A 25,399-nucleotide genomic window follows, 5' to 3' on the forward strand; every position below is an offset into this window, starting at 1 on the left:
CTATAGTCCGGCGCCATTCATATCGACCTGGGGAGCAACGCCAATGGGCTTGTGGAATCGCTCGAGAGCATCACGCGTGGCAGTCGCCTTCCTCTTCGGAATCGGCGCTTCAACAGCGGCCGACGCGGGCGTCCTGTCCTCGCAGAAGCCGATCAACTGCAGCTCCACGCCGTTCCCCGTCACCCCCGTCAATGCCGACGGGTATGGGGTGTTTGGTGAGATCACCGTGAACGCCGTCTTCGCGGACGGCAAGGTGCAAAGCGTCGAGCTGGTGTCCGGCGAACCCGCGCTGCTGAAGACCACCGAGGCCGCGCTGCTCCGCTACAACTGCGAGAAGACCGAGGCGCCTCAAACCCTGACGATGACCTTCGAGTTCGAGAACAGCTATGCGAAGCGTCCCCGACCGTTCCCCGTCTTCGACAGCCGCAACACCGCCATCGGCTCCAACTCCCTCGTGCGTGGCTACTTCCCGACGCGCGTGGACGCCGTCCTGAACGTCTCAGAAATGGAATCGGGTCGCTTCACCCCGCTCCGCCTGCTGGAAGACGCGAAGCCGGTGTCCCCCGGCCGCAACCCCAGAAACCGCGGCGACTGGACCGTCACCCTGGTGTTCCTCGTCGAGACCGATGGCAAGCCGAGCAACATCACCATCCTGTCCAACGCACCACCCGCGGTCAGGGACGCAGCGAGGACGGCGCTCGAGCGTTCCAGGTTCGCGCCAGCGACCTACGGGGACACCCCCGTCCCGACGGCCTCGACGAAGAAGTACCAGTTCCTCATCGACTGACGAGCCCCGCGGTCGTCGATGCCCGACGCGTATGACGCGGATGACGCGTCCTGACGACGCTTCGGGCAACACCTGGCGCCTGGCGGCCCTTCACGGCCCACCGCAGCGCCTCCAGTCGTGAACTTCTCCACACTCCCTGGGGAAAGTCCTGCGTTGTGGCAACTGCATACATGTCTTGTCAGCGCCTTCACGGAAGATGCGCCCCTTTCCTGAAGTGCCACGCCGTCATCCGCTCATGAATCGCCGTCACCTGCTCCAGAACTTCGCCGCCCTCGCCGGTGCCAGCGCCCTGCCCGTCTTCGCCGACAACTCCCGCATCGTGCTCGGCCAGTCCGCGCCCTTCAGCGGCCCGGCGCGCGAGCTCGGCGAGCAGTTCAAGGAAGGCGCCATGCTGGTCTTCGATCAGATCAACCAGCGCGGTGGCGTCAACGGCCGCCGCATCGAGCTCAAGTCCCTCGACGACGGCTACGAACCCGAGCGCTGCGCCCTCAACACCCGCCGCTTCATCGAGGACGGCGTCAACGCGCTCTTCGGCTACGTCGGCACCCCCACCACGCTCGCCGCCCTCCCGCTGCTGACCGCCGCCAAGATCCCGCTCGTGGCCCCGTTCACCGGCGCCGAGAGCCTGCGCACCCCGTTCAACAAGTACCTCTTCCACATCCGCGCCTCCTACAACGACGAGGCCGCCGAGATGGTCAAGCAGGTGCTCGCCGTCGGCATCAAGCGCGTCGCCGTCTTCTATCAGAACGACGCCTACGGCCAGTCCGGCCTGGCCGCCGTCACCGCCGCGCTCAAGGCCCACAACCTCGCCCCGGTCTCGCAAGGCACCGTCGAGCGCAACTCCGTCGACGTTGACGGCGCGCTCAAGTCCGTCATGGCCGGCCAGCCCGAGTGCATCGTCCAGGTCGCCGCCTACAAGTCCTGCGCCGCCTTCATCCGCGCCGTGCGAAAGACCGGCTTCCTGGGCAACTTCTACAACTTCTCGTTCGTCGGCGCGCAGGCGCTGGCCAGCGAGCTCGGCAAGGACGCGCGCGGCGTCGTCGTCTCGCAGGTCGTGCCCTTCCCGTTCTCCGGCCTCACCCCCGTCGCCGGTGAATACCTCCAGCGCACCAAGGCCGCCAAGGCCGACGTCAGCTACACCGGCATGGAAGGCTTCATCGCCGCCAAGGTGATGGTCGAAGGCCTGCGCCGCGCCGGCAACAACCCGACGCCCGAGAACATCGTCTCCGGCCTCGAAGCCCAGAGCCAGCTCGACCTCGGCGGCTTCTTCATCGGGTTCTCCAGTCAGCGTCACACGGGGTCGCGGTACGTGGATATGACCATCCTGACCGAGGACGGCAAGGTCCGGCGCTAATCGCCAGTGCACCAAAAGCCCCTCGCCCGCGCAGCGGGAGAGGGGGGTAACTCCCCCTCAAGGGGGTGAAGGGGTTTCGAGCACCCGATCGGGCGAGCGCGCCACGGATACTCCGGCGCCATCGACCGCCACGTCTCGCGACACCATGCCCGCCTTGCGCCCTCTGCTGCTGATCCTCGCCCTCCTCCTCGCGCCGCGCTGGGCTGCGGCGGACGAGGAAACGGACCTCACCGCTGAGGTCGAGCAGATCTCGCGCACCGTGATCGCCGATTCGCAGATGGCCGCCGAGGCCACGGTCTGTCCGACCCAGCTGATGTCGGGCCGCAAGGGATCGTCCCTCCTGCCGCCGATGTATTGCCGCGTCGGCAACATGTCGGTCTGCCTGGCCAAGTGCCAGGAAGGCACGGCCAGCGCCTGCTACTGGCTCGCCCAGGTGCTCGAATACAAGAAGGCGCCCGAGACCGCCACCGCGCCGCTCTTCCAGCGCGCCTGCCGATTCGGCATTGCCTCGGGCTGCACGAATCGCGCATCCCGCCTGCTGTCGCTGGAGGCCAGCAACACCGCCCAGCAGCGATGCGCCGCCGCCACCTTCGTCGCGGCCTGCGACGCCAACGACCCCTGGGCCTGCACGATGAACGCGATGGTGCTCGGCCAAGGCCTGGCCGGCCGCACCGACTTCGACGCCGCGCTGAAGTCGCTCGAGAAGTCCTGCAACAACGGTCAGGACGACCCCGCCTGCACCTACGGCACCCGTCTGCGCGAGGACATCGAGGCGCGCAAGGCCGCCAAGCCCTGAGGCACAAGGGACCCGAGCGCCGCGATCAGGACCTCTGCGTTTCCCCACGCATCAGGCTGATCAATCCCGCGGCCAGCGCGAATCCCGCAGCGACGCCGAGCCCCACGTGCGATGCGCTCGCCGCTGGCAGCGCGCTGAACAGCAGCCCCATCAGCAGGCTGCCCATCGTCTGGCCGGTCAGCCGCGCCATGCCCTGCGCGCCGCCCGCCGCGCCGCTGCGGTCCTTGGGCGCCGACAGCAGCATGTTGCGGTTGTTGGGCGTCTGGAAGAGCCCGAACCCCGCGCCCGCCAGCACCGTGAACGCGACCAGCGCCGGCCGAGGATCCGCCTGCACCGGCCAGAGCGCGCACAGCGTCAGGCCCGCGGCCAGCGCGCCGCCGCCAATCGCGCACAGCCGCGCCGTCGACACGCGGTCCGCGAGCTTGCCCGCCAACGGCGCGGTCGCCATCACCGCCAGCGGCCAGGGCGTCATCAGCAGGCCGGTCTCCAGCACGCCGAGCCCGAGCACGTGATGCATGTAGAACGGCAGCGCGACATAGCTCGCCATCTGCCCCGTGAAGCAGCACACCGACGCGACGATCGACATCCGGAACGGCGGCGAGCGCAGCAGATCGAGCGGGATCAGCGGCGCCGCGCGCGGCAGCTCCCGCCGCACGAGCATGACCAGGCAAGCCACCGCCACCGCGAGCAGCACGCCGCCCTGCAGCGGCTCGGCGATCACGCGATCCCCGCCCATCACGAAGCACGCGAACATCGCCGCGTTGAGCAGCACGCTCCACGGATCGATCGCGCGCCGCGTGCCCGGCGTCGCGGGCAGCGAGCGCGCGGCGAGCAGCACGAGCAGCCCCACCGGCAGGTTGACCGCGAAGAGCCAGGGCCAGCTCGCCACCGACAGGATGGCCGCGCCCACGGCGGGTCCCGCGGCCGACGCGGCGGCCACCGCCAGCGCGTTGTAGGCGATCGCCTGGCCCAGCAGCCGCTTGGGATAGGTGAATCGCAGCAAGGCCAGACCCAGCGGCATCACCGCCGCGCTGCCCAACCCCTGCAGGCAACGCCCGGCCACCAGCCACGCGAGTGACGGCGCCATCGCGCACAGCGCCGACGCCGCGGTGAAGAGCGCCACGCCGCTCACGAACACGCGCCGATAGCCCAGGCGCTCGCCGAGCGCGGCCGCCGGCAGCAGGAACATCACCACGACGAGCTGATACGCGGTCACGACCCAGACCGTGTCCGCCGGCGAGGCCGACAGCCGCTGCGCGATGTGCGGCAAGGCCACGTTGGCGATCGCGCCGTCCAGCACCACCAGCACGATGGCGCCGAGGATCGCAGCGACCGCGGCCAGGCGCCGCGGCATGGGCACGCCATCGGAGTCGCCGTCAGCGTGGGGCTTGGCGTTGACGTTGGCGCTGCCCCCGGGTTCAGGTCGATCGAGCGAGGCGGCGGGTCGGGAGGAAACGGTCATCGGGAACTGCGGTGCGACGAAAGATGCATCCAGTATGAAAGCCGCGAGGCCCGTCAGCCAGCGCGCCGCGCGCAGGGACACCTTGCACGGCACGCCAGCCGCACCGGCCCTTGCGCCGTGCTAGCGTCGCCCGATGGCCGACGACGTCGATCTGAACCTGCTCACCGCGCTGGATGCCTTGCTCGCCGAGGGCAGCGTCACACGCGCCGCCGAGCGTCTGCGCCTGAGCGACTCCGCGATGAGCCGCACCCTCGCCCGCCTGCGCGAGGCCACCGGCGATCCGCTGCTGGTGCGCGCCGGCCGCGCGATGGTGCCCACGCCGCATGCGCTCGCGCTGCGCGAGCAGGTCCGCGACCTGGCGCAAGGCGCCCGCGCCGTGCTGCGGCCCGCCGGTGCCGACTGGGATCCGCGCACCGTCGAGCGCCGCTTCACGCTGCGCGCCAATGACGGCTTCATCGAGGCCTTCGGCCCGTTGCTCGTGCTGCGAGCCGCGGCCCAGGCGCCCGGCATCGGCCTGCGCTTCGCACCCAAGCCCGACAAGGACGTCCGCCCGCTTCGCGAGGGCCTCATCGACCTGGACATCGGCGTGCTCGGCGAATCCGGCCCGGAGGTGCGGCTGCAGGCGCTCTACCGCGATCACTTCGTCGCCGCCGTGAGGCACGGCCATCCGCTGCTCGAGGAAGGTCCGCTCACCGCGGAGCGTTATGCCGCAGCCAGCCACGTGGTGACCTCGCGCCGGGGCCGCCTCGGCGGACCGGTGGATGAGGCGCTTGAGACGCTGGGGCTGAAACGCCGCATCGCCGTGGTCGTGCCGAGCTTCCGCGCGGCCTTGGCGATCGCCGCACAGACCGACCTGGTGGCGCTGGTGCCGCGGTCCTACTTCAGCGCGGAGCTCTCCGGCGGCACGGTGACCGCGATCCCGCTGCCGGTAGAGACCGAGTCCATCACGATCTCCCAGATGTGGCATCCGCGCATGGACCGCGACCCCGGCCACCAGTGGCTGAGGCGCCTGCTCGTCGACGTGTGCGGCGCGCCTGGCAGCCTCACGGCGCCGACCGCTTGAACCGCGCGACCCGCATCTTCGGCGTGCCGTCCTTCAGGAAGTAGGTCTCGGTCTCCGTGAGCACCGCGCCATCCGCGCTGACCGAATACACCCGCGTCGATCGCGGGATGCCCTCGAAGATGAACTGCATCACCAGCACGTTGGGCTCGGGCATCCTCGCCGCCACGACATCCACGAAGTAGCTGCCGGTCGCCTTGCCCGGCGAGCCGTCCAGCACCACCGTCGACGCCGAATCCAGCCGCTGGCCCGCGGCGTCGATGATCTCGACCTTCGTCGCCCATCGATCCGGCGCCACGTCGCGGAACTCCAGCGACACGCGCTGCGGCCGCACCTGCGGCGGCATCGGCAAGGTGGCGACATCCAGCGTCCACGCGCCCACGAGCGGCGACGTCACGCCCGCCGCCGTCGCAGCTCCCGCCACGGTCATCAGACCCGCGGCGATCAGCGTCTTCATCGAGGTGCTCATCGACCTGCTCATCGACGTCTTCATCGATCTCTCCATGCCTGCCTCCTTGATCGTGCGCGCGGCGAGGGCCCTTCCCTTCGCCGAACGGGCGCAGTGTCCACCATCGTCACGGCAGGCGTCTCGTCGATTTCCATCCGCACAAACCTCCCCCCTTCAGGGTGACCAAGGTCGCCTTGTCGCTGAGGGATACTCCTGCGCAGCGGTCAAGTTGGATCGCGTTTTTCCTGGAGCAGCGCCATGGGCCTGATGGACTTCATCAAGAAACAGTTCATTGACATCATCCAGTGGACCGAGGACGACAACGGCGTCCTGGCCTACCGGTTCCCGATGCAGGACTTCGAGATCCAGTACGGCGCCTCCCTCACCGTCCGCGAATCGCAGATGGCCGTCTTCATCAACGAAGGCAAGGTCGCCGACGTCTTCGGACCCGGCATGTACAAGCTGACCACGCAGACGCTGCCGGTCCTCACCTACCTCAAGAACTGGGACAAGCTCTTCGAGTCCCCCTTCAAGAGCGACGTCTACTTCTTCTCCACCCGCCAGCAGGTCGACCAGCGCTGGGGCACCACCCAGCCCGTCACCATCCGCGACAAGGACTTCGGTGCCGTGCGCCTGCGCGCCTTCGGCAACTACAGCTACCGCGTCGTCGATCCGAAGAAGTTCCACACCGAGATCTCCGGCACCCGCGAGCGCTACACCGTCACCGAGCTCGACGGCCAGCTCCGCGGCCTGATGCTCCAGCACATCTCCGACGCGGTCGCGCAGTCCGGCATCCCCTTCCTCGACCTCGCTGCCAACCAGGTCGAGTTCGCCAAGGCGCTGCAGGAAGCCACCGCCCCGGCCTTCGACGCGCTCGGCCTCAAGCTCGAGCTCGTCACGCTGCAGAACGTCTCGCTGCCCGAGGAGCTCCAGAAGATCCTCGACCAGAAGATCGGCATGGGCATGATCGGCCAGAACATGGGCCAGTTCATGCAGTACCAGACCGCGCAAGCCATCCCCAAGCTCGCCGAGGGCGTGGGCTCGGGCGGCGGCAGCGGCATCGCCGGCGACGCCATGGGACTGGGCGCCGGCCTGGCCCTGGGCCAGACCATGGCGCAGCAGCTCCAGCAAGGCCTGGCCAACGCGAACCAGGCCACCGCCAACGCGGCTCAAGCGGCGCAGGCCGTGCCGCAGCCGATCACCCAAGGCGCCGACGAGGTGCTGCTGCTGCTCGAGAAACTCGGCGACCTCAAGGCCAAGGGCATCCTCACCGACGAGGAGTTCGCCGCCAAGAAGGCCGAGCTGCTGAAGAAGCTGAGCTGACCGCGGTCCGCGCGATTCCCGGGTCCTGATTGGCTACCGCTTCCCCCCAGCGCCGTTGGCAGGCGCACTGCCCGAACTGCGGCGGGCCGGTCGAGTTCGCCTCGGCCGCCTCCGCCAGCGCCGTCTGCAGCTATTGCCGCTCCACGCTGCTGCGTGACGGCGAGACGCTGCGCAAGATCGGCACCAGCTCGGAGCTGTTCGAGGATTACTCGCCCCTGCAGCTCGGCGCCGCCGGGCGCTATGCCGGCGCGGGTTTCCTCGTCGTCGGCCGGCTGCAGATGTCCTATGCCGACGGCGGCTGGAACGAGTGGCACATCCTCTTCGACGCCAGCGCCGACCAGACGCCACGCAGCGGCTGGCTGGCCGAGGACAACGGCAGCTTCGTCATCAGCTTCGAGGCGCCGCTGCTCGATCGCGCGCCCGATCCCGCGACGCTGCGCCCGGGCGGCATGCAGATGCTCGCCAACACGGCGTGGCAGGTCGCCAGCATCGTCGACGCCACGCTGGCCGCCGCCGAGGGCGAACTGCCGCATCCGCCGCAGCTCGCCAAGAGCTACCCCGTCGTCGAGCTGCGCAACACGGCCAACGAGGTCGCGTCGCTCGAGTACAGCGATCCCGTGCAACCGACCTGGTCCGTGGGCCGGCCGGTCAAGCTCGCCGACCTGCAGCTCACCGGGCTGCGCGAGGCCAGCGGCGCGACGCTGCAGTCCCGCGCGATGCCCTGCCCCAACTGCGGCGCCTCGCTCGAACCCAAGCTCGACAACTCACAGTCCATCGTCTGCGGGCAGTGCAAGTCCGTCGTCGACATCTCCAAGGGCGCCGGCGCGGACCTCGCGGCCTACCAGCAGAACACCGGCGGCGAGCCGCAGATCCCGCTGGGCACCATCGGTCAGCTGGCGATCTCCGGCGGCACACCGCAGTCCTGGCAGGTCGTCGGTTACCTGGAGCGCTGCGACCTCCCCGAATCGGCCGAGGACGAACAGACCTTCTGGCGCGAGTACCTGCTGTTCAATCGCATGGAGGGCTTCGCCTTCCTCGTGGACACCGAGGACGGCTGGAGCCTGGTGCGCCCGATCACCGGCGCGCCGGCCAACGCGAAGTCCAAGTCGGTCAGCTACCAGGACAAGGACTTCAAGCACAAGTGGACCTACACCGCCAAGGTCACCTACGTGCTGGGCGAGTTCTACTGGCGCGTCAAGCGCGAGGAACGCGCGCTGGTGCGCGACTACGAGTGGCGCAACGGCACGCGGCTGGAGCTGCTCAGCAGTGAGCAGACCGGCAACGAGGTCACCTGGAGCCATGGCCGCGCCGTCGACGCAGCCGAGGTGCGCCGCTTCTTCGCGCTGCCCGAGGACCGCATGCCCGCGCTGCAGCGCGATGTGTCCTCCGGCATGGACCAGGGCAAGCTGCTGCGCAACATCATCGTGGCGATCTTCCTGATCGCCCTGCTCTTCGCGCTGCTGCGCGCCTGCAGCAAGGACGACTGCGACCGCTACAAGGACACTTACGGCGCCAGCAGCGCCGAGTACCAGCAATGCAAGCGCAGCAGCCGCGGCAGCGGCGTCGGCTACGTGGGCTCCAGCGGGGGCTCGTACGGCGGCTACAGCAGCGGCGGCGGCGGACACAAGTAATCAGGTCTCGACCAGGAGAACGACATGGAAGGTTTCGAGTGGCTCAAGCCCGCGATCGTGCTGGGCTCCATCCTCTACGCGCTGATCGGCGTGCTGGTGTTCTGGATCAGCTTCGTCGTCATTGACAAGCTCACACCCTACAAGCTGTGGGAAGAGATCGTCGAGCACAAGAACATGGCGCTGGCCGTGGTCGTCGCCGCGATGTGCATCTCCATCGGCCAGATCGTGGCCGCGGCGATCCATGGCTGACGGCCCAACGTCCGTGACCGTCATCCGCGACCGTCATCCGCGACCGTCATCCGTGATCGTCATTCGTGAAGGACTTCACGGCTGCCAAGCTCGCGGCCGCAGGTCTTGTCACCAGCGGTAAGGGACCCTGGACCCCGCCGGGAGCCGCCCCCTAGACTCGCGCGCCCGCCGACCCTGTCGGCCTCCGCCCGACTCTCCGCTCGTCCGATGCCCGCTTCCGCTTCCGCCCGCAGCGCTCTCACCGCTCGCCCTGTCCGCACCCGGTCCGTGCTTTGCGCGTTGACGCTGCTCACCGCGAGCCTGACGGCCGCCCACGCGGCCTCCCCCACGCCGACCCCGCCCAAGCCCCGGCCCAGCATGGGCATCGCGCCGCGCGGCGAGCTCTTTCCTGATTCCTCGGCCAGCGCGCCGGCCGCCGCCGCGGTCGAGGAAGGCTCCGATGAAGCCTTCCGCGCTGATGCCGAGGCCCGAGTGATGCGCCGGCTGGCGCTGGGCGTGCGCCGCGACGGCCTGCGACTGATGCTGCCGCTGGCCAAGGGGCGCCCGGAGATGCTCGACAGCGTGCGTCCCGACCCCTTCGATGCGACGCGCCCCTACGTCGATTACCGCCTCGACGGCCTGTCGCCGGACCGCGCGTTCTACGTCATCCGCGTCACGCTGGCCTTCGGCGAGGAACTCCTGTGGATCTCGCGGGCCGACGGCACGCGCTACGAGATGCACGGCAATGTCCATCCCTCGCCGGATGGCCGCCATCTGGTGGTGACCCACGCCTCGCCCGGGGTGGAGTTCAACGGCGTCGTGATCTGGAACGTGGCCGACGGCAAGCTCATCGAGCGCTACAAGTTCCAGCCCCAGCCCGACCAGCCGCGGATCAGCTTCCGCTTCATGCGCTGGCGCGATGCCGACACCGTCGAGCTGGAGCAATACGCCGAGGTCGATCCCTCGACCTGCGCGATCGGGACGCTGGCGTCGCTGGCGCAGCTCAACCGCAAGGGCGAGCGCTGGATCCTGCGCAGCGCCAGCGGCCAGTCCTGCGAGCGCTGACCCCGGATTGCCCGACCGGCATCCGGACCTGGACCGGGCACGGCCCTTGCCCCTCTCGCGGCCGACCTTCGCCGCCCTCGCCTTAACACGTTCTTCAAGCCCGCCGATGCCGCCGAGTTGCATCCGTTGTGACGCTCGGTAATCGAACTTGTAACAGCGCCAGGGGCGGACCTAGGATTTCATCCGTCCCCCTTTTTTTCAGGTCCACCATGAACCGACAACAACAAGTCTCCCGCCCCTCCCTGGCCAAGCGCGCGATCGCGTCGACGCTGATCGTGTCGAGCACGCTGATGGCGCTGCCGATGCACGCCAGCGCGCAGATCGTGCCGACGGAGGCGCTGGTGCAGCCCGCCGCGACCGCTGCCACCGCGGAGAGCCGCGCCCGCGTCAACGCCTTCTTCGCCCGCGACGACGTGCGTCAGGCGATGGTCAAGGAAGGCGTGGACGCCACCGCCGCCCAGGCCCGCGTGGACGCGATGTCCGACGAGGAAATCCAGGCGCTGGACGGCCGCATCGCCAACGCCCCCGCCGGCGGCGAAGTGCTGGGCATCATCTTCACCGTGTTCGTGATCCTGCTGGTGACCGACATCCTGGGCTTCACCAAGGTCTTCCCGTTCACCCGCTCGATCCGCTGAGGTCCCGCATGCGCGCCGACTGGTCGTTCCCCGGCATGCCGTCGCGCCGTCCGGCGCGCTCGCGTACGTCGTTGACCCTGGCCGCGCCGGCGCTTGCGCTGGCGCTGCTGCTGGGCGGCTGCGCGAGCACGCCGCCGCAGTTGCAGGCGCTGGAGCGCCAGTGGCCCGCGGAACTGCCGGCGCGCGTGGACCTGTCCGCCGCGACGCCTTTCGTCGCGCAGGACGATTACGAGTGCGGCCCCGCCGCGCTGGCGATGCTGCTGCAGACGGCCGGCAAGCCGGCGACGGTGGAGCAGCTCAAGCCGCAGGTCTTCCTGCCCGGCCGCAAGGGCTCGCTGCAGACGGAGATGCTGGTGGCCACGCGTCGCCAGGGCCTGCCGGCCTACGTGCTGGCGCCGCGTCTGGACGCGCTGCTGACCGAGGTCGCCGCCGGACATCCGGTCATCGTGTTCCAGAACCTGTCGCTGGACATCGCGCCGGTGTGGCATTACGCGGTCGTGGTCGGCTACGACAAGCAGCGCCGGACCATCCTGCTGCACAGCGGCAAGACCGCGCGCCAGGAGGTCGAGCTGCCCGTCTTCGAGCGCACCTGGGCGCGCGGCGACTACTGGGCGATGACGACCTTGCCGCCGGATCTGCTGCCGGCCTCGCTGGACGGCGCGCAGACGGGCTCGGCCCTGGCCGCGCTGGAACGGCTGAACGCGCCGGCCGCGCGCAAGGGCTACAGCACCGCGCTCACGCGCTGGCCCGGTGAACCGGTGCTGCTGCTGGGGGCGGGCAACACCGCCTACGCCGCCAAGGATCGGCGTGCCGCCGCGCGCCATTACGCGCGCCTCACCGATGTGCGCCCCGACCTGCCCGAAGGCTGGAACAACCTGGCGCAGGTGCTCATGGAGCAAGGCCTGCGCTACAAGGCCTCGCTGGCGATCGAGCGCGCGGTCGCGCTCGGCGGACCGCGCCTGGACCAGTACAAGGCGCTGCAGAAGAAGATCTCGGCGGGCAGCTGAGCCCGCCAGGACCGACCGGGCCGGAACAGACCCGACCGAGCTGACCAGGCCTGCTCAGGCCCGATCAAGCCCGCCCACATTCAAGGCCTGAAATCGATCGCCCGCTGCGCCGCTTCCAGCGCCGCGTCGGCCGCGTAGCTCCACGTGTCGAAGCTGCGCTCAAGGTCGTGCCAGTAGCCGTCCAGCACCGCCTGCCCATCGGGCTGCGCGTGCGGAGCGATCACCAGGTATCGCGCCCGGAAGGGCCCGTCCCCGACGACTTCGCGGACGAACCAACGTCCGTTGTGACTCTCGACGCCGCCGACGGCATCGGTGTGGTCCGGTTTTGCTGACATGAAGGACGCTCCTGCTTTGGTGTTGTGATCAGAACCGGATCCCACCCGCAAGCAGGTCCGGCCTTCACGCCTTGGCAAGTTTCTCTCCAAGCGTCGTCCGGCGTCACCCTCATGGACGTTCGGACCCCCAGCTTTACCCCCCGTTGACGGGGGCGCCCCAAGCAACTTCCACACCGAAGGTGTCGGAATTCATTACACCCGCTGCCCCTTTCTCCAGGGACAGGACACGCAAGTGCTTGTGAGGCCTCAGCTTCCGCCCCGGTGGCTTGGATGTTGCTTCCCCGTGCCGCTTCCGGCCCCTCCCACCCGGCCCCCACAAGAACGACAGTCAGAGAGAACCCATGCGCTCGATCCCCCAGGTCCTCCCCCTCCTGCGCTCCGCGCTGATCACCGCCGCGCTGTGCACTGGCGCCCTGGCCGCCCAGGCCTCGGTGCTGATCCTCGGCGCCACCAGCCAGAACGGCGGCCTGGCGGACGTGCAGTCCAAGATCTCCGGCACGGGCATGGTCAGCGGCGCGGTCGACGTCTTCAACGCCAACACCGGCACGCCCACGCTGGCGCTGCTGATGAGCTACGACGCGGTGCTGGTCTTCAACGACAGCTCGACCAAGCCCTTCGCCAGCGCCACGCTGCTGGGCAACGTGCTGGCGGACTACGTGGACGCCGGCGGCGGCGTGGTCGAGGCCGGCCTGTCGCATGCGACGACGGGCTTCGGCGGACTCAACGGCCGCTTCATCACGGCCAACTACGACGTCTTCAACGCCAACAACAACCAGAACTCGTGCGGCAGCCTGGGCGTCGTGTCCGATCCGCAGAGCCCGCTGATGCGCGACATCGACAGCTTCAGCGGCGGCCTGTCGGCGCTGTGCTATCGCGTCACGCCCAAGGCCGGCGCCAGCGTCGTCGCCTACTGGACCAACGACAAGCCGCTGCTGGGCTACCGCACCGATCACAACGGCATCGTCGTCGGGCTCAACATGTTCCCGGTCTCCAGCGACGTGTGGAACGGCGGCTGGAACACCTCCACCGACGGCGCGCTGCTGATGGCCAACGCGCTGGCCTTCGCCGCGGGCGAGCTGCCCGAGCCGGGCTCGCTGGCGCTGCTGGGCATCGCGGCGCTGGCCGCGGGCATCGCCCATCGCCGCCGCGCGGCCGGCACGATGGCAGGCGCACATCAAGGCTGAGCACCAGGGCTGAGGACCCGGGCCGAGGACCTGCGCTGAGGGATACTCCGGCGCATGTCCACGCCGCCGACCTTCAGCTTCCCCGTCCCGCCCGCCGACCTGGTGATCACCGAGGAAGAGCGCGCCGCGCTCTACTTCATCCCGCAGGCGCCGGGCGGCATGCCGGTCAGCGAGGAGATGCAGCAGCGGCTGCAGGACAAGGGCCTGGCGACGGCCATCCGCGAGGACGGCCGGCGCTGGCTCACCGAGCTGGGCGACCGCGCGCGGCTGGGCAAGATCTGACCCCCGCCCCGGCGGCCACGGCGCCCCGAGACCCTTCAGCGGCGCTCGTACTGGGTCCGGCCGAACAGCACCTCGCGCGCCTTGTCATCGACCAGCGGCCGGCGCTTCTCGACCAGCACCTCCACCGCGCGCATCACCGCGGGGCGAGCCGCGATCTCGTCGAACCAGCCCTTCAGATGCGGGAAGTCCGACATCTCCACGCCCTGGTTCTTCGCGCCGCGCAGCCACGGGAAGATCGCCATGTCGGCGATGCCGTACTCGGCGCCCGCGATGTACTTCGTGTGCGCGAGGCGCCGGTCGATGACGCCGTACAGGCGCTTGGCCTCGTTGGTGTAGCGGTCGATGGCGTACTCGATCTTCTCGGGCGCGTACATCCGGAAGTGGTGCGTCTGGCCGAGCATCGGCCCCACGCCGCCCATCTGGAACATCAGCCACTGCAGCGCCTCGTAGCGCCCGCGCGTGTCCGGCGGCAGGAACTGCCCGGTCTTGCCGGCCAGGTACAGCAGGATGGCGCCGGACTCGAACAGCGAGATCGGCTGACCGTCCGGCCCGTGCGGGTCGACGATCGCGGGGATCTTGTTGTTGGGGCTGATGGCGAGGAATCGCGCGTCGAATTGCTCACCGGCGCCGATGTCCACGGGAATCACCCGGTAAGGGAGGCCACATTCCTCCAGCATGATGTGGACCTTGTGGCCATTGGGCGTGGGCCATGAATACACTTCGATCATCAAGCGTTCCCCATAGGGGCGCGAGGCCCCGCTCGTCGACACGTCAATGCACGGACCCAGGGCCCCGCGCGCATCGTCCCGCCTCATGGTAATCAAACAAATCAAGCAGTGGTTGACCGCCCGTGCCAACGCGGCCCGGTGGCGGCCCCTGGCCGACTGGGCCGCCGAGCGCGGCGGTCAGCTGCGCCACGCCCGCGACGGGCGCGGTCTCATCATCGACCTCCCGCGCACGCTGCCCGGGCTGACCCGCATCGAATGGGGCCCGTCCCAGCGCAGCTACATCGAGGGCTACGAGCTGCGCATGCGATGCGAGCTCAAGGTCAATCCCGACATGCAGATGATGCTCATCGAGCGCAAGCTGATGGAGCGGCTGGAGAGCAGCGTCTTCGAGGCCTACACCGACACGCTGCGCACGCGCGTGGACACGGACACGCCCGAGGAGATGCGCTGGCTGGTGATGTTCCCCAAGCAGTCACAGATCGAGTCCAAGCTCGTGCGCCAGCGCTTCGGCGCCGTGGGCATCAACCGCGAGCTGATCATGGCGTGGCTGGACCGGGACCTCACCGAGCGCCTGGCGCAGGCCACGCAGGACGTGCTCATCGAGGGTCGCCCCTTCGTGCTGCTGAGCCTGCGCGGCAATGTGTACCTGCGCACCTCGATGGCGGACCCGACGCTGGCGGACATCCAGGCGCTCACGCGCGTGCTGGAAGCCGCCTCCGCGAGCGCGCTGGCGGTGCACCAGCGCCTCGGCGATGGCGGCCCCTGGCCGACCACGACCTCGGTGGCCTGGCACAACCGCCCGTCCGAGGGCGATTACAGCGCGCCGGCCTGACGACCCTCGGCGCGGCGATGCTCAGACCGGGGTCGGCCTGAGCCCGATCACGCGAAGAGATCCGCCGCGCCGGCGACCGCCTCGGTGCAATCGATCAGCTTGCCCTGCCCGGTGATGAAGGCGCAACGCACCGCGTCGCCGGGCTGCAGCGTGCTCACCGCCTCGCGGTAGCGCCACAGCTGCAGCAGGTACTCGGGATTGCGCTGCGGCGCCGGGTGGAGCTTGTAGTCCAGCACCCACCAGGTGCGCGCGCCGGCGCTGTCCTCGCGGCAGACCAGCCGGTCCAGCCGCATGTCATGGCCCTGCCAGCTCAGCGGCACCTCGTTGCCGTGCCAGGCCAGCACGGACGCGTCGAAGAACGGCGCGCAATCGCGGCTCGCGAGGATGGCCTTCACGCTGCGCTGCAGACGCTCATCGCGACGCGCATCCAGCCCGTACATCTGCGCGGCGGCAGCCATCAGGCGCTCCAGCGCGTGGGCGCGACCCTGCGGCCCGCTGTGCCACTCGAGCACCCGATGCAGCGCCTCGCCCAGCGCCGCGCTTTCCTCGACCTCCTCCGGGCTCTGGCCGACCGCCGCGCGGGCATCCGTCGATGGGCTTCCGTCTTCCTCGGCGGACACCTGAACTGCCTCCGCGCTGGCCGGCAGCGGATCCACGCGCGGCAGCACCTTCAGGCGGACCACGGCGCGCTCGGCGTCGACCAGGGCGGCGCCCTCATTCACGTCGACTTCGGGCAGGGCCAGCGGCTCCGCCTGCGGAGAGACCCGCGCCCACCAGCTCGCCGAGGCGCTCTGGCGCCGCGCAGGTGTGCGGCTCAGCACCAGGCGATGCCGCGCGCGCGTCATCGCGACGTAGAGCGCGTTGAGTTCCTCGCGCTGGCGCTGTTCCTTCTCGTCGTCGAGCAGCGGCTGCAGCGACGGCGGCGGCTTGGCCTCGGAGACGAGGAAAGCCACCGTGCGCGGCACCGGCTCGTGCACCGGCCAGGAGATCGCCAATGCCATGCTTTCGGCGCGAGCCGGACCGGCCTCCGCGTCCATCAGGATGACGACCTGCGCTTCCAGCCCCTTGGCGCCGTGCACCGTCAGCAGTTGCACCGCGTCGGGCTCGGCCGGCGCGGCCAGCTTCAGCGCGCGGCTCTTGAGCGCGCGCACGAAACCGTAGAGGCCGGCGTAGCGGCCGCCGTCGAGCTCCAGCGCGAGCGCCAGCAGCGCCTCCACCGCATGCAGCCGCGCGCGGCGCTCACTGGCCGGCACCGCGGCGGCCAGGCGCGCCATCAACTCGCCCTCGTGCACGATCGCGTCCAGCAGGTCATGCGGGCTGCGCAGCACCGCCATCGACGCCCACCCCGACAGCAACGTGCGGGCGCGCGTCAGCACCGGGCTGAGCTCCGCTGGATCGGCCTGCATCAGCACCTCCCACCAGGAGCGGATGATCGGGGCCTTCGGGGCCGTGCCATCGGCGGCGTCGGGCCCCGCATCGGGCACCGTGTCCGGCACCGCATGCGGCACCGGAATCGGTGCCTCGCGGGCGTCATCGCCCTGCCCCAGCCACCGCACCGATCCCGAGGTCGCGGCGAGCCACAGCAGGTCCGCCTCGCTGGCACCGAACAGCGGGCTGCGCAGCGCGTGCGCCAGCGACAGCTGATGCCCGCTGGACGCGAGCGCATCCAGCAGCGCCAGCAGGTCGCGCACATCGGGCGCGTCCAGCAGGGCCATGTCCTCCGGCGCCGCGTGCGCGATGCCGCGGCCCTTGAGCACCTGCGCCAGCACGCGCAGACTCTCGCGCTTGCGCGCCAGCACGAAGATGTCGCCCGGCTGCGTGCGTCCGTCCGCCAGCAGTTGCTCGATGCTCGCCGCGATGCGCGCGGCCTCCGCCTCGCGCCGATGCAGCTCGGGCTCGCGGCGCGGCTCGGTCAGGCTTGGGCGCCAGGTGCCGGCGTCGCGGCCGATGCCCGCTTCCGCGCCCTCCTCCTCGGCCACCTCGGTCTCCTCGTCATCCTGCGCCCCATCGCCGGCCAGGAAGAACACACCGTCCAGCGGATCGCCGCCGGACGACTCGGTCGTGTGCGCGCGGAAGCCGCTGTACTGCTGCGCCAGCGAGGCCTGCTCGAAGACGGCGTTCACCGCCGCGAGCACCGGCACCGAGTTCCGCCGCGTGTGATCGCAGGCGAGCAGCGCGCCGTCCAGCCCTTCGCGGACGAAGTCCCGCGCCGCGGCGAAGACGCGCGGTTCGGCGCGCCGGAAGCGGTAGATGCTCTGCTTGGGGTCGCCGACGATGAACACCGACGGCGGACGCTGGCCGCTGACGCCGCCGCCCGCGCCGACGTAGCCCGACAGCCAGGCATGCAGCGCGTGCCACTGCAGTGGGCTGGTGTCCTGGAACTCGTCGATCAGCAGGTGCCGCACCTGGCTGTCCAGCCGTTCCTGCACCCAGCCCGACAGCTCGACATCACCCAGCAGCGCGAGCGCGCCGCGCTCCAGGTCGTTCATGTCGACGATGCCGCGCTCGCGCTTGAGCCGCTCGAACTCGGCCAGCAGTGTCAGCGCCAGCGCGCACATCTGCTGATGCCAGGTCCGCGCGCGGTCCTGCTCGAGCGCCAGCTGCAGCCGGTCGAGGCGCTCGCCCAGCTCGAGCAGCAGCGGCGATTCGCCCAGCGCCTTCACCAGCGTGCCGGTCTTCGTGAAGAGCGCGGCACGCGCCGCGGTCATCGTGGCGAGGTCCCATTCAGCGATCGACATCGCCGGGTCGCGCGGTGCCGACAGCGCCATCTCGAGCGCGACCGCGGCGTCCTTCTGCTTCTTGTTCTTCCCCTGCCCCAGCTCGATCGCGAGCGCCTGCAGATCGCCGCGCATCGGCCCGAAGGCCTCGATGGGATCGGTGAACGCGGCGAACTCCGGCACGACCTCGGTGGCCGCCGGCATGCTGTCCAGCAGTCGGCCGTGGCGATGCGCGAGGGTCAGTTCCACGCGTTTCTCGAAGGCCGCGGTGAGCCAGTTCACCAGCTTGTTGCGGCCATGCGCGAGGCTCAGCTCGCGGTAGGTCGCGAGCAGCGTCTCGTCCGCCAGCACCGCGGCGTGGAAACGCTGCCAGAGCTCGGGCATCAGATCGCTCTCGTCCTCCAGCAACTGCAGCTCGGGTGAGAGCCCTTGCGCGCGCAGCAACTCCAGCGGGGCGGCGCGCAGCAGCTGCGAGAACCACGCGTGGAAGGTGCGGATCTCCACCGGGCGCGCGTCCTGCAGCAGCCGTTGCTGCAAGCCGGCCAGTCGCGGCGCGAGGGCGATGGCCTCGGCTTCGGGCAGGCCGCGCTGGCGCAGCGCGAGCACGCGGCCCGCGTCGTCGCAGTGGGCGAATTCGTGCAGCCACTCGTTGAGGCGCGCGCGCATCTCGCCGGCGGCCTTGCGCGTGAAGGTGATGGCGACGATGTCCTGCGGCCGCGCGCCGTCGAGCAGCGCGCGCAGGATGCGCGACACCAGCATCCAGGTCTTGCCCGCGCCGGCGCAGGCCTCGACGACGACACTGCGCGCGGGATCGCAGGCGAGCTCGTAGAAGCGCTCGCGCGCCACCGGGGCGCCGTCTTTCGTGTATGCCGCCGCGCCGAGCGGTCCCATCGTGGATCCGGTCATGGCGCAGCCCCTTCCCAGTCGTCGCGCCGGCACAGGCCGCGCATGTCGCAGTAGGCGCAGGCGGAGCCCTCGCCCAGCGCCGGCAAGGCATCGCCAGCACGGATGGCCAGCAAGTCCTGCCGCAGGCCGTCAAGCATCACGGCGGCGGTGGTGCCGACGTCCTCATGCTCGATCTCGGCGATGCCCTTGGCGTCGTCGAGCGCGACGTACTCGGCACGCAGGGTACCGGTGGTATTCCCAGTCCCCATCAGCACCGCGTAGACCGCCAACTGCGTGTCCTCGAGAGGATTCGATACCTTGTCCTTGAGCCCCTTCACGCTGCCGGTCTTGTAGTCGATCAGCTGCGGGCCCGCAGGGGTCTCGTCGACCCGGTCGATGCGCCCGAGCAGCTCCAGCGCCTCGAGCTCCGGCTCGAACTCCGCCCAGGGCCGCACGCGCCGATCCACCTCGCCGCGCTCGAATCGCAGCCCCTCGGCTTCCCGCTCCTGCAGCCATCCCAGATAGGCCGGGACAAACCGCGCGAAGCTCGCCGAATACGGCAGGAACTCCGCCGGCGACAGGCCCAGCTCGCGCATCTGATCCTGCGCCGCGCGCTGCAACCGCGAGGCGTCATCGAGCGCCGGATCGTGTCCCTCGACGCGCTCCGTGTGGAACTGGTGCAGCACCGCGTGCAGCCACGTGCCGTAATCCCGCTTGTCCGCCTGGACCTCGAGCTCATTGGCTTCCCGCAGCCCCAGCAGCACCCGCGCGAAGAACTGATACGGACACTGGCGCAGCGACTCCACCGCGCTGGCGCTCAGCGCCGCCGGCAGACGCCCTTGCGCGCGCGCCGCGGCGCGGTCCGACGGCGTCGCGACCGACGTCAGCTCGACACGCGGATCCGTCCAGTGGGGCAGCGTGCGGCCGACCGCCTGCAAGGCCAGATCCAGGCGGTCCAGCAGCGGACTCGCCGCCAGCGGCTCGCTGCCCAGATGCCCGCGCCGCAGCAGCGTCACCGCCGGCGCGCGCAGCAACTGCGCGAACTGCCAGGCGAGCGCGTGTCGTTTGTCCTCGGCCGTGGGCAGCCCGAGCTGACGCGCGAGCGTGTCCCCGATCAGCACCGGCCCCGGCGGCACCGGCCCCAGCGTCGCGGCATCCGCGCCGGGCAGCACCACGGCGCCGAACGGCCGCAGCATCGTGCGCGCCAGCGGCGTGATCATGATCTGCAGCCCGCCTTGCAGCGGCGGCTTGTACTCGCCGGCCTCCAGCGTCTGCGACACCCAGTCGACGAATTCCGAGGCGCTCAGCGTCGCCTCGCGCAGCACGGCCTCGTGGCCCGAACCCGGCCACGGCGTCTTGCTGAGCCACAGCGCCTCCAGCACCTGAGGACCACCGGCCTCCTGACGCTTGAGCTGCTCATCGGCGCCGAGCTGCTGCAGCGTCTGGCCGAGCGCCGCGATCCACGCCTCCAGCGTCGGCGCGCCGCGCAACTGCAGCGGCGCGAGCGCCTCGCGCGCGCCTTCCCACAGCCGCGCGCTGCCCGGAGGCAGGCGATCGGCGCGCACCGCCTGCGGCGCGGACCAGCCGCGGCGGCGGCAGTGCGATTCCAGCGCCCCCAGCGACGCGCTGCCGCCGAGCTCGCGCAGCGACGCGGCCAGCGGCGTCTTGAGCCAGGCGAGCCAGTCGTCGACGGTCGCGTCGCGGCGCGCCGCGCGCAGCATCGCCATCAGCTGGGCCGCCGGCGCGGTGGTGGCGAGCGTCCAGCCCGTCTCGTCCTGGATGCCCAGCCCCTGTCGCTCCAGCAGCGCGCGCACGCGGCGCAGCACCACCCGGTCCTGCGCGATCAGCGCGACCGGCGCGCGGCCCGCCCGCAGGTGGTCCAGCACCGACGCGGCGCTGCACTGCGCCAGGTCCTCGAAATCCTCGCAGACCGCCTGTTCCAGCCGCCCCAGCGGCTCGCCGCCGTCGAAGGCGGCATCCAGCGGCAGGTCCGCGTTCAGGCGCAGGCACGGAATGCCGGCCGCCTCGGCGCTGGCCATGAGCGCGTCGGCCAGCGTATCCGGTCCGCCGCACTGCAGGTGCAGCCAAGCGCTGGGTCGCAACGCGAAGAGCGCATCGGTGGCCGGCGCGCGCGGATCGGCCGCGGCCCATTCCAGCGCCACGGCCAGCAGCGCGCGTTCCAGGTGACCGACACCGCTCTGCGCGGCCAGCGCCTGACGGCCCTCGTCCCAGAACGCCGCGCGCCGCGCCGGATCGCGCAGCGCCGCGCCGCGCGCCAGCGCATGCGCGGCTTCCACCAGCCGGCCCACGGCGGCGTCGTGGGCGCGCGGATCCTCGTCGCGCAGCGCCTCGGCCCAGCTCTGGCCGCGCAGCAGCGCGCGCGCCGCGAGCGCGTCGATCGCAGCGTCGCCGGTCAGCTGCTGCGCCTGCGGGAGCGCGCTCGGGCCCAGCGCCGAGGCCAGGCTGTGCGTGGTCTCGATGCGCGGCTGCCAGCGCGAGAGCTTCATCCACGCGCGTCGCGCCGGCGCCAGATGCTGCGCGAAGGGCAGCAGCAACACCGCGTCGCGCGACGCCACGCCCCGTTCCTGCATCCAATCGGCGGCTCGGCGGACGACGCCGTCCCAGATCGCGGCGCTGGTGTGGGCGGGGAGCAACGGGAAATCCGGGGGGGATGGCGGCGGCGAAGTCGTCAAGGCGGTGGCGGGCTCTGGCGAATGGGGGAAGTCGAAGATTCTGCGAATGGCGACGATAGCGAATTCCACGGCCGCGGGACCTTGAGATCCGCTGAGCGCACCGTCATGTCGGTCCTGCGCCTACTCGGGCCGAGGTTTCCGGGCTTGTGTGAGAATCGACGCTCCCTGCAAGCCCTGGGGCCCCCGCGGCGACGCATTGTCGCCCGGCCGGCCGCCCGCCCGTGGCATCCGCCCGGCAGGGACATCACGCAAGGACCATCTCCATGAGCAGCGAACAGATCAAACACATCTCCGACGCCTCGTTCGACAACGACGTCATCCAGTCCGACAAGCCCGTGCTGGTGGATTACTGGGCCGAATGGTGCGGCCCCTGCAAGATGATCGCCCCCATCCTGGACGAAGTCGCCAAGGACTACGGCGACCGCCTGCAGATCGCCAAGCTCAACGTCGACGACAACCGCGAAGTCCCGGCCAAGTTCGGCATCCGCGGCATTCCGACGCTGATGCTGTTCAAGGGCGGCCAGCTCGCGGCGACCAAGGTCGGCGCGCTGTCCAAGGCCCAGTTGACGTCCTTCCTGGACGCCCACCTATAATCATTCGATCCGTCGGGGCCCATGCGGCCTCGACGGTCACTTTGCCAACACGCCCTCCCGGGCACCGCGGCGTCCTCGGACGCCGTCGACGTTCCGGGCGAGCGCGTGTACTCGGCGCCCAAGACTCCACGCATTTCCATCGTCCGCCAACACGCGGCACGCGCGTCCCTTGGGCTCGCCGTTGTTTGTGTCCCTGGCCTTGGCAGGCCCTGGACGACAGACCGGGTAAACCCCCCCATGCATCTTTCTGAACTGAAGGCGCTTCACGTCTCCGCCCTGATCAAGATGGGCGAAGAGCTGGAGATCGACAACGTCGCCCGCCTGCGCAAGCAGGAGCTGATGTTCGCGATCATGAAAAAGCGCGCCAAGGCCGGCGAGCAGGTGTTCGGCGACGGCGTGCTGGAAGTCCTGCCCGACGGCTTCGGCTTCCTGCGCTCACCCGAGGCCAGCTACATGGCCTCGACGGACGACATCTACCTGTCGCCCAGCCAGATCCGCCGCTTCAACCTGCACACCGGCGACATGGTCGAAGGCGAGGTGCGCGTGCCCAAGGACGGCGAGCGCTACTTCGCGCTGGTCAAGGTGGACCGCGTCAACGGCCTGACGCCGGAGGAGTCCAAGCACAAGATCATGTTCGAGAACTTGACGCCGCTCTTCCCGAAAGAGCAGTTCAAGCTCGAGCGCGACATCCGCGGCGAGGACAACATCACCAGCCGCATCATCGACCTGATCGCCCCGCTGGGCAAAGGCCAGCGCGCGCTGCTCGTCGCGCCGCCCAAGTCCGGCAAGACGATGATGATGCAGCACCTGGCGCACTCGATCGCGGCCAACTATCCCGAGGCTCATCTGATGGTGCTGCTGGTGGACGAGCGCCCCGAGGAAGTGACCGAGATGCAGCGCACCGTGCGCGGCGAGGTCATCAGCTCCACCTTCGATGAACCGGCCGCCCGCCACGTGCAGGTCGCCGAGATGGTCATCGAGCGCGCCAAGCGCCTGGTGGAACTGAAGAAGGACGTGATCATCCTGCTGGACTCGATCACCCGCCTGGCCCGCGCCTACAACAACGTGCTGCCCAGTTCCGGCAAGGTGCTGACCGGTGGCGTCGACGCCAACGCGCTGCAGCGCCCCAAGCGCTTCTTCGGCGCGGCGCGCAACATCGAGGAAGGCGGCTCGCTGACGATCATCGGCACCGCGCTGGTGGACACCGGCTCCAAGATGGACGAGGTGATCTACGAGGAATTCAAGGGCACCGGCAACTGCGAGATCCACCTGGATCGCCGCATGGCCGAGAAGCGCGTCTATCCGTCGATCCTGCTGAACAAGTCGGGCACCCGTCGCGAGGAACTGCTGCTCAAGCCGGAGATCCTCCAGAAGGCCTGGATCCTGCGCAAGCTGCTGTACCCGATGGACGAGATCGAGGCGATGGAGTTCATCCTCGACAAGATGAAGTCCTCGAAGAACAACCACGATTTCTTCGACATGATGCGGCGCGGCGGGTAAATCTCGCTCCGCATGGACTTCACGGAAGCCGCCCCCTGGGCGGCTTCTTGCATTTCAGCTATACTCCGCGTTTTTCCGCTGTCGACAAGTGCATCGCATCGGGCGATGTGGCTGGCGGCACCGCAGCGAGGATTTTCAAATGGCCAAAGAAGGCATTCACCCCAACTACCGCGAAGTGGTCTTCCTGGACCAGTCCAACGGTTCGCAATTCGTGATCCGTTCGACGGTGCACACCAAGGAATCCATCAAGCTGGACGACGGCCGCGAACTGCCGCTGGTCAAGCTGGAAACCTCCAGCGAATCGCACCCGTTCTACACGGGCACGCAGAAGAGCGTCGACAGCCTGGGCGGTCGCGTCGAGAAGTTCCGCAACAAGTTTGCGAACCTGCGCAAGAAGGCCTAAGCAGCCCTCCCCGACCGGATCTCATCCGGTCCCCCGAAGAAGGCAGCCCCACCGGCTGCCTTTTTTCATGGCCTGACCCGTCCTGCCCCACGTTGACACCTCGGGCTCGCTGAAAGGGCGGGATCGATGGATAAGGGGATCAAGAGAACGCAGCGCGATTACACGATGGCCTTTAAGTTGGCGGTCGTGGCGCAGGTGGAGAGGGGGGAGCTGACCTACCGGCAGGCACAGGCCGAGTACGGCATCCAGGGCCGATCGACGGTGTTGAAGTGGCTGCGCAAACATGGTCGCCTGGGCTGGGGAGCTGGGGCATCATCGGCAGCCATGCCGATAGACAAGACCCCCACGCCGCTGACGCCGGAGCAGCAGATCAAGGCGTTGCAAGTACAGCTCAAGGAAGCGCAGCAGAAGGCGCAGCTGTTTGAAGCCGTGATCGATGTGTTGAAGAAGGATTACGGAGTACGCGTCGTAAAAAAGCCTTCAGGCAAGTCCTCGAGCAAGACCTTGTCCAAGGGTTGAGCGTCAGCGGGGCTTGCCGACACATGGGCATAAGCCGTCAAGCTTATTACCAGGACCGCTGCCGCCAGGCAGCGCTGGCGCAGAGGGCGCAGGCGGTGGTGAGTCTGGTGCGGGAGAGGCGACTGAGGCAGCCGCGGGTGGGTACGCGAAAGTTGCATTGCATGCTGCGCGAGCCGCTGGAGCGCCAAGGCATCAGCGTGGGGCGAGATGCGATGTTTGATGTGCTTCGCAACGCGAGGTTGCTGGTGGCGCCGCGCAGGGCGTATCACAAGACCACCGATAGCCATCACCGCTTCAGGCGTCATCCGAACCTGCTTAAGCCTGGGCCGGAGCAGATCAGGCCAACCGGGCCGGAACAGGTCTGGGTGGCTGACATCACGTATCTGCCGACGGCGGGGCGATTCGTTTACCTGAGCCTGGTCACGGACGCGTATTCAAGAAAGATCGTGGGCTGGCACGTGCACGCGAGTCTTCAAACGGAGGAAGTGGCGCAAGCGCTGAAGGTTGCGCTCAAAGGGAGGAAGACCAGACAGCGGCTGGTGCATCACTCGGATCGAGGGATCCAGTACTGCTCGACGCTCTACCAGGAGCTGCACGGACGGCATGGACTGACCTGCTCGATGACAGACGGGTATGACTGCTACCAGAACGCGTTGGCCGAGCGGGTCAACGGGATCCTGAAAATGGAGTTCCTGCTGGACAGGCCCAACGACCTGAAGGAAGCCAGGCGGATGGTGCAAGAGTCGGTCCAGATCTACAACGAGGAGCGACTGCATTTGTCGCTGAAAATGCAAACGCCCGATGCTGTGCATCGGGCGCTACTGGTCGGCTGACGCCGACCTTTACAACCGTCCGAGACTGTCAACGCAGTTCAGGACGGGTCAGCCGAACCGGAACCGGCCCGGCCGCCCCACGCGGCTTTACCGTGCGCT

23 protein-coding genes are annotated in these 25,399 nt (G+C 69.4%); 17 read left to right on the forward strand and 6 right to left on the reverse strand.

Annotated features, from left to right (window positions below; all coding sequences use genetic code 11):
* Positions 1-76 precede the first annotated feature (76 nt).
* The 3 genes from ACNI65_RS11675 (at position 77) to ACNI65_RS11685 (ending at position 2,937) form a co-directional block, all read left to right on the forward strand.
* On the forward strand, positions 77-787 hold the full coding sequence (locus tag ACNI65_RS11675) for an energy transducer TonB (protein WP_416763187.1): 711 nt from the start codon (positions 77-79) through the stop codon (positions 785-787).
* A gap of 235 nt (positions 788-1,022) precedes the next feature.
* Positions 1,023-2,141 (forward strand): ABC transporter substrate-binding protein, encoded by a 1,119-nt coding sequence (locus tag ACNI65_RS11680; protein WP_416763188.1) that lies wholly within the window; start codon positions 1,023-1,025, stop codon positions 2,139-2,141.
* Between the two features lie 145 nt (positions 2,142-2,286).
* The gene (locus ACNI65_RS11685) at positions 2,287-2,937 is read left to right on the forward strand and encodes a hypothetical protein (RefSeq protein WP_416763189.1); all 651 of its coding nucleotides are present in this window, start codon (positions 2,287-2,289) and stop codon (positions 2,935-2,937) included.
* Positions 2,938-2,962: 25 nt separating this feature from the next.
* Here ACNI65_RS11685 and ACNI65_RS11690 read toward each other — a convergent pair whose 3' ends face one another.
* Positions 2,963-4,399, reverse strand: coding sequence for an MFS transporter (locus ACNI65_RS11690; RefSeq protein WP_416763190.1), 1,437 nt, complete (start codon positions 4,397-4,399; stop codon positions 2,963-2,965).
* A 133-nt stretch (positions 4,400-4,532) separates the two neighbouring features.
* Between ACNI65_RS11690 and ACNI65_RS11695 the strand changes: the two genes are divergently transcribed.
* Positions 4,533-5,462: a LysR family transcriptional regulator gene (locus ACNI65_RS11695; protein WP_416763191.1), complete on the forward strand. Its 930-nt coding sequence runs from the start codon at positions 4,533-4,535 to the stop codon at positions 5,460-5,462.
* Here ACNI65_RS11695 and ACNI65_RS11700 read toward each other — a convergent pair.
* The gene (locus tag ACNI65_RS11700; RefSeq protein WP_416763192.1) at positions 5,443-5,928 is read right to left on the reverse strand and encodes a hypothetical protein; all 486 of its coding nucleotides are present in this window, start codon (positions 5,926-5,928) and stop codon (positions 5,443-5,445) included. The genes ACNI65_RS11695 and ACNI65_RS11700 overlap by 20 nt on opposite strands.
* 237 nt (positions 5,929-6,165) lie before the next feature.
* On the opposite strand from ACNI65_RS11700, the gene ACNI65_RS11705 reads away from it, so the two are divergent.
* From ACNI65_RS11705 to ACNI65_RS11730, 6 genes are all read left to right on the forward strand, one after another.
* Positions 6,166-7,230: an SPFH domain-containing protein gene (locus ACNI65_RS11705; protein WP_416763193.1), complete on the forward strand. Its 1,065-nt coding sequence runs from the start codon at positions 6,166-6,168 to the stop codon at positions 7,228-7,230.
* A gap of 29 nt (positions 7,231-7,259) precedes the next feature.
* A complete protein-coding gene (locus tag ACNI65_RS11710; RefSeq protein ID WP_416763194.1) occupies positions 7,260-8,861 on the forward strand; it encodes a DUF4178 domain-containing protein in 1,602 nt (533 codons plus the stop codon).
* A gap of 24 nt (positions 8,862-8,885) precedes the next feature.
* Positions 8,886-9,110 (forward strand): DUF350 domain-containing protein, encoded by a 225-nt coding sequence (locus ACNI65_RS11715; protein ID WP_297525741.1) that lies wholly within the window; start codon positions 8,886-8,888, stop codon positions 9,108-9,110.
* Positions 9,111-9,389: 279 nt separating this feature from the next.
* Positions 9,390-10,154 (forward strand): hypothetical protein, encoded by a 765-nt coding sequence (locus ACNI65_RS11720; protein WP_416763196.1) that lies wholly within the window; start codon positions 9,390-9,392, stop codon positions 10,152-10,154.
* Positions 10,155-10,363: 209 nt separating this feature from the next.
* A complete protein-coding gene (locus tag ACNI65_RS11725) occupies positions 10,364-10,789 on the forward strand; it encodes a PA2779 family protein (RefSeq protein WP_416763197.1) in 426 nt (141 codons plus the stop codon).
* 8 nt (positions 10,790-10,797) lie between these two features.
* The gene (locus ACNI65_RS11730; protein ID WP_416763199.1) at positions 10,798-11,796 is read left to right on the forward strand and encodes a PA2778 family cysteine peptidase; all 999 of its coding nucleotides are present in this window, start codon (positions 10,798-10,800) and stop codon (positions 11,794-11,796) included.
* Positions 11,797-11,876: 80 nt separating this feature from the next.
* Here the strand turns inward: ACNI65_RS11730 and ACNI65_RS11735 are convergent, their stop codons facing one another.
* Positions 11,877-12,131, reverse strand: a complete 255-nt coding sequence (locus tag ACNI65_RS11735; protein ID WP_416763200.1) for a hypothetical protein — start codon at positions 12,129-12,131, stop codon at positions 11,877-11,879.
* A gap of 341 nt (positions 12,132-12,472) precedes the next feature.
* Here ACNI65_RS11735 and ACNI65_RS11740 point away from each other — a divergent pair, with 341 nt between their 5' ends.
* Positions 12,473-13,315 carry a PEP-CTERM sorting domain-containing protein gene (locus ACNI65_RS11740; RefSeq protein ID WP_416763201.1) on the forward strand — a complete coding sequence of 281 codons (843 nt, stop codon included), beginning with the start codon at positions 12,473-12,475 and terminating at the stop codon, positions 13,313-13,315.
* Between the two features lie 54 nt (positions 13,316-13,369).
* Positions 13,370-13,597: a hypothetical protein gene (locus ACNI65_RS11745; RefSeq protein ID WP_416763202.1), complete on the forward strand. Its 228-nt coding sequence runs from the start codon at positions 13,370-13,372 to the stop codon at positions 13,595-13,597.
* A gap of 35 nt (positions 13,598-13,632) precedes the next feature.
* Here the strand turns inward: ACNI65_RS11745 and ACNI65_RS11750 are convergent, their stop codons facing one another.
* Positions 13,633-14,325 (reverse strand): glutathione binding-like protein, encoded by a 693-nt coding sequence (locus ACNI65_RS11750; RefSeq protein WP_416763205.1) that lies wholly within the window; start codon positions 14,323-14,325, stop codon positions 13,633-13,635.
* Positions 14,326-14,410: 85 nt separating this feature from the next.
* Here ACNI65_RS11750 and ACNI65_RS11755 point away from each other — a divergent pair, with 85 nt between their 5' ends.
* On the forward strand, positions 14,411-15,157 hold the full coding sequence (locus ACNI65_RS11755; RefSeq protein WP_416763206.1) for a hypothetical protein: 747 nt from the start codon (positions 14,411-14,413) through the stop codon (positions 15,155-15,157).
* 47 nt (positions 15,158-15,204) lie between these two features.
* On the opposite strand, the gene ACNI65_RS11760 is transcribed toward ACNI65_RS11755, so the two are convergent.
* Positions 15,205-18,780, reverse strand: a complete 3,576-nt coding sequence (locus ACNI65_RS11760) for a UvrD-helicase domain-containing protein (RefSeq protein ID WP_416763208.1) — start codon at positions 18,778-18,780, stop codon at positions 15,205-15,207.
* On the reverse strand, positions 18,777-21,413 hold the full coding sequence (locus tag ACNI65_RS11765; RefSeq protein WP_416763209.1) for a PD-(D/E)XK nuclease family protein: 2,637 nt from the start codon (positions 21,411-21,413) through the stop codon (positions 18,777-18,779). The genes ACNI65_RS11760 and ACNI65_RS11765 overlap by 4 nt, the downstream gene beginning before the upstream one ends.
* A gap of 302 nt (positions 21,414-21,715) precedes the next feature.
* Between ACNI65_RS11765 and trxA the strand changes: the two genes are divergently transcribed.
* The 4 genes from trxA (at position 21,716) to ACNI65_RS11785 (ending at position 25,300) form a co-directional block, all read left to right on the forward strand.
* Positions 21,716-22,045, forward strand: coding sequence for a thioredoxin TrxA (gene trxA, locus ACNI65_RS11770; protein WP_416763210.1), 330 nt, complete (start codon positions 21,716-21,718; stop codon positions 22,043-22,045).
* A gap of 237 nt (positions 22,046-22,282) precedes the next feature.
* On the forward strand, positions 22,283-23,545 hold the full coding sequence (gene rho / locus ACNI65_RS11775) for a transcription termination factor Rho (protein ID WP_416763212.1): 1,263 nt from the start codon (positions 22,283-22,285) through the stop codon (positions 23,543-23,545).
* Positions 23,546-23,684: 139 nt separating this feature from the next.
* Positions 23,685-23,948: a type B 50S ribosomal protein L31 gene (locus ACNI65_RS11780; protein WP_416763213.1), complete on the forward strand. Its 264-nt coding sequence runs from the start codon at positions 23,685-23,687 to the stop codon at positions 23,946-23,948.
* A 126-nt stretch (positions 23,949-24,074) separates the two neighbouring features.
* Positions 24,075-25,300, forward strand: a protein-coding gene (locus ACNI65_RS11785) for an IS3 family transposase (RefSeq protein WP_416760490.1) whose coding sequence is annotated in 2 segments (ribosomal slippage) — positions 24,075-24,417 and positions 24,417-25,300 — 1,227 coding nt in all. Because the reading frame shifts where the segments join, the coding sequence is not laid out codon by codon here.
* The last annotated feature ends 99 nt before the right edge of the window (positions 25,301-25,399 follow it).

Source organism: Roseateles sp. So40a (assembly GCF_048081605.1).
In the GTDB taxonomy this organism is placed as follows: domain Bacteria; phylum Pseudomonadota; class Gammaproteobacteria; order Burkholderiales; family Burkholderiaceae_C; genus Roseateles.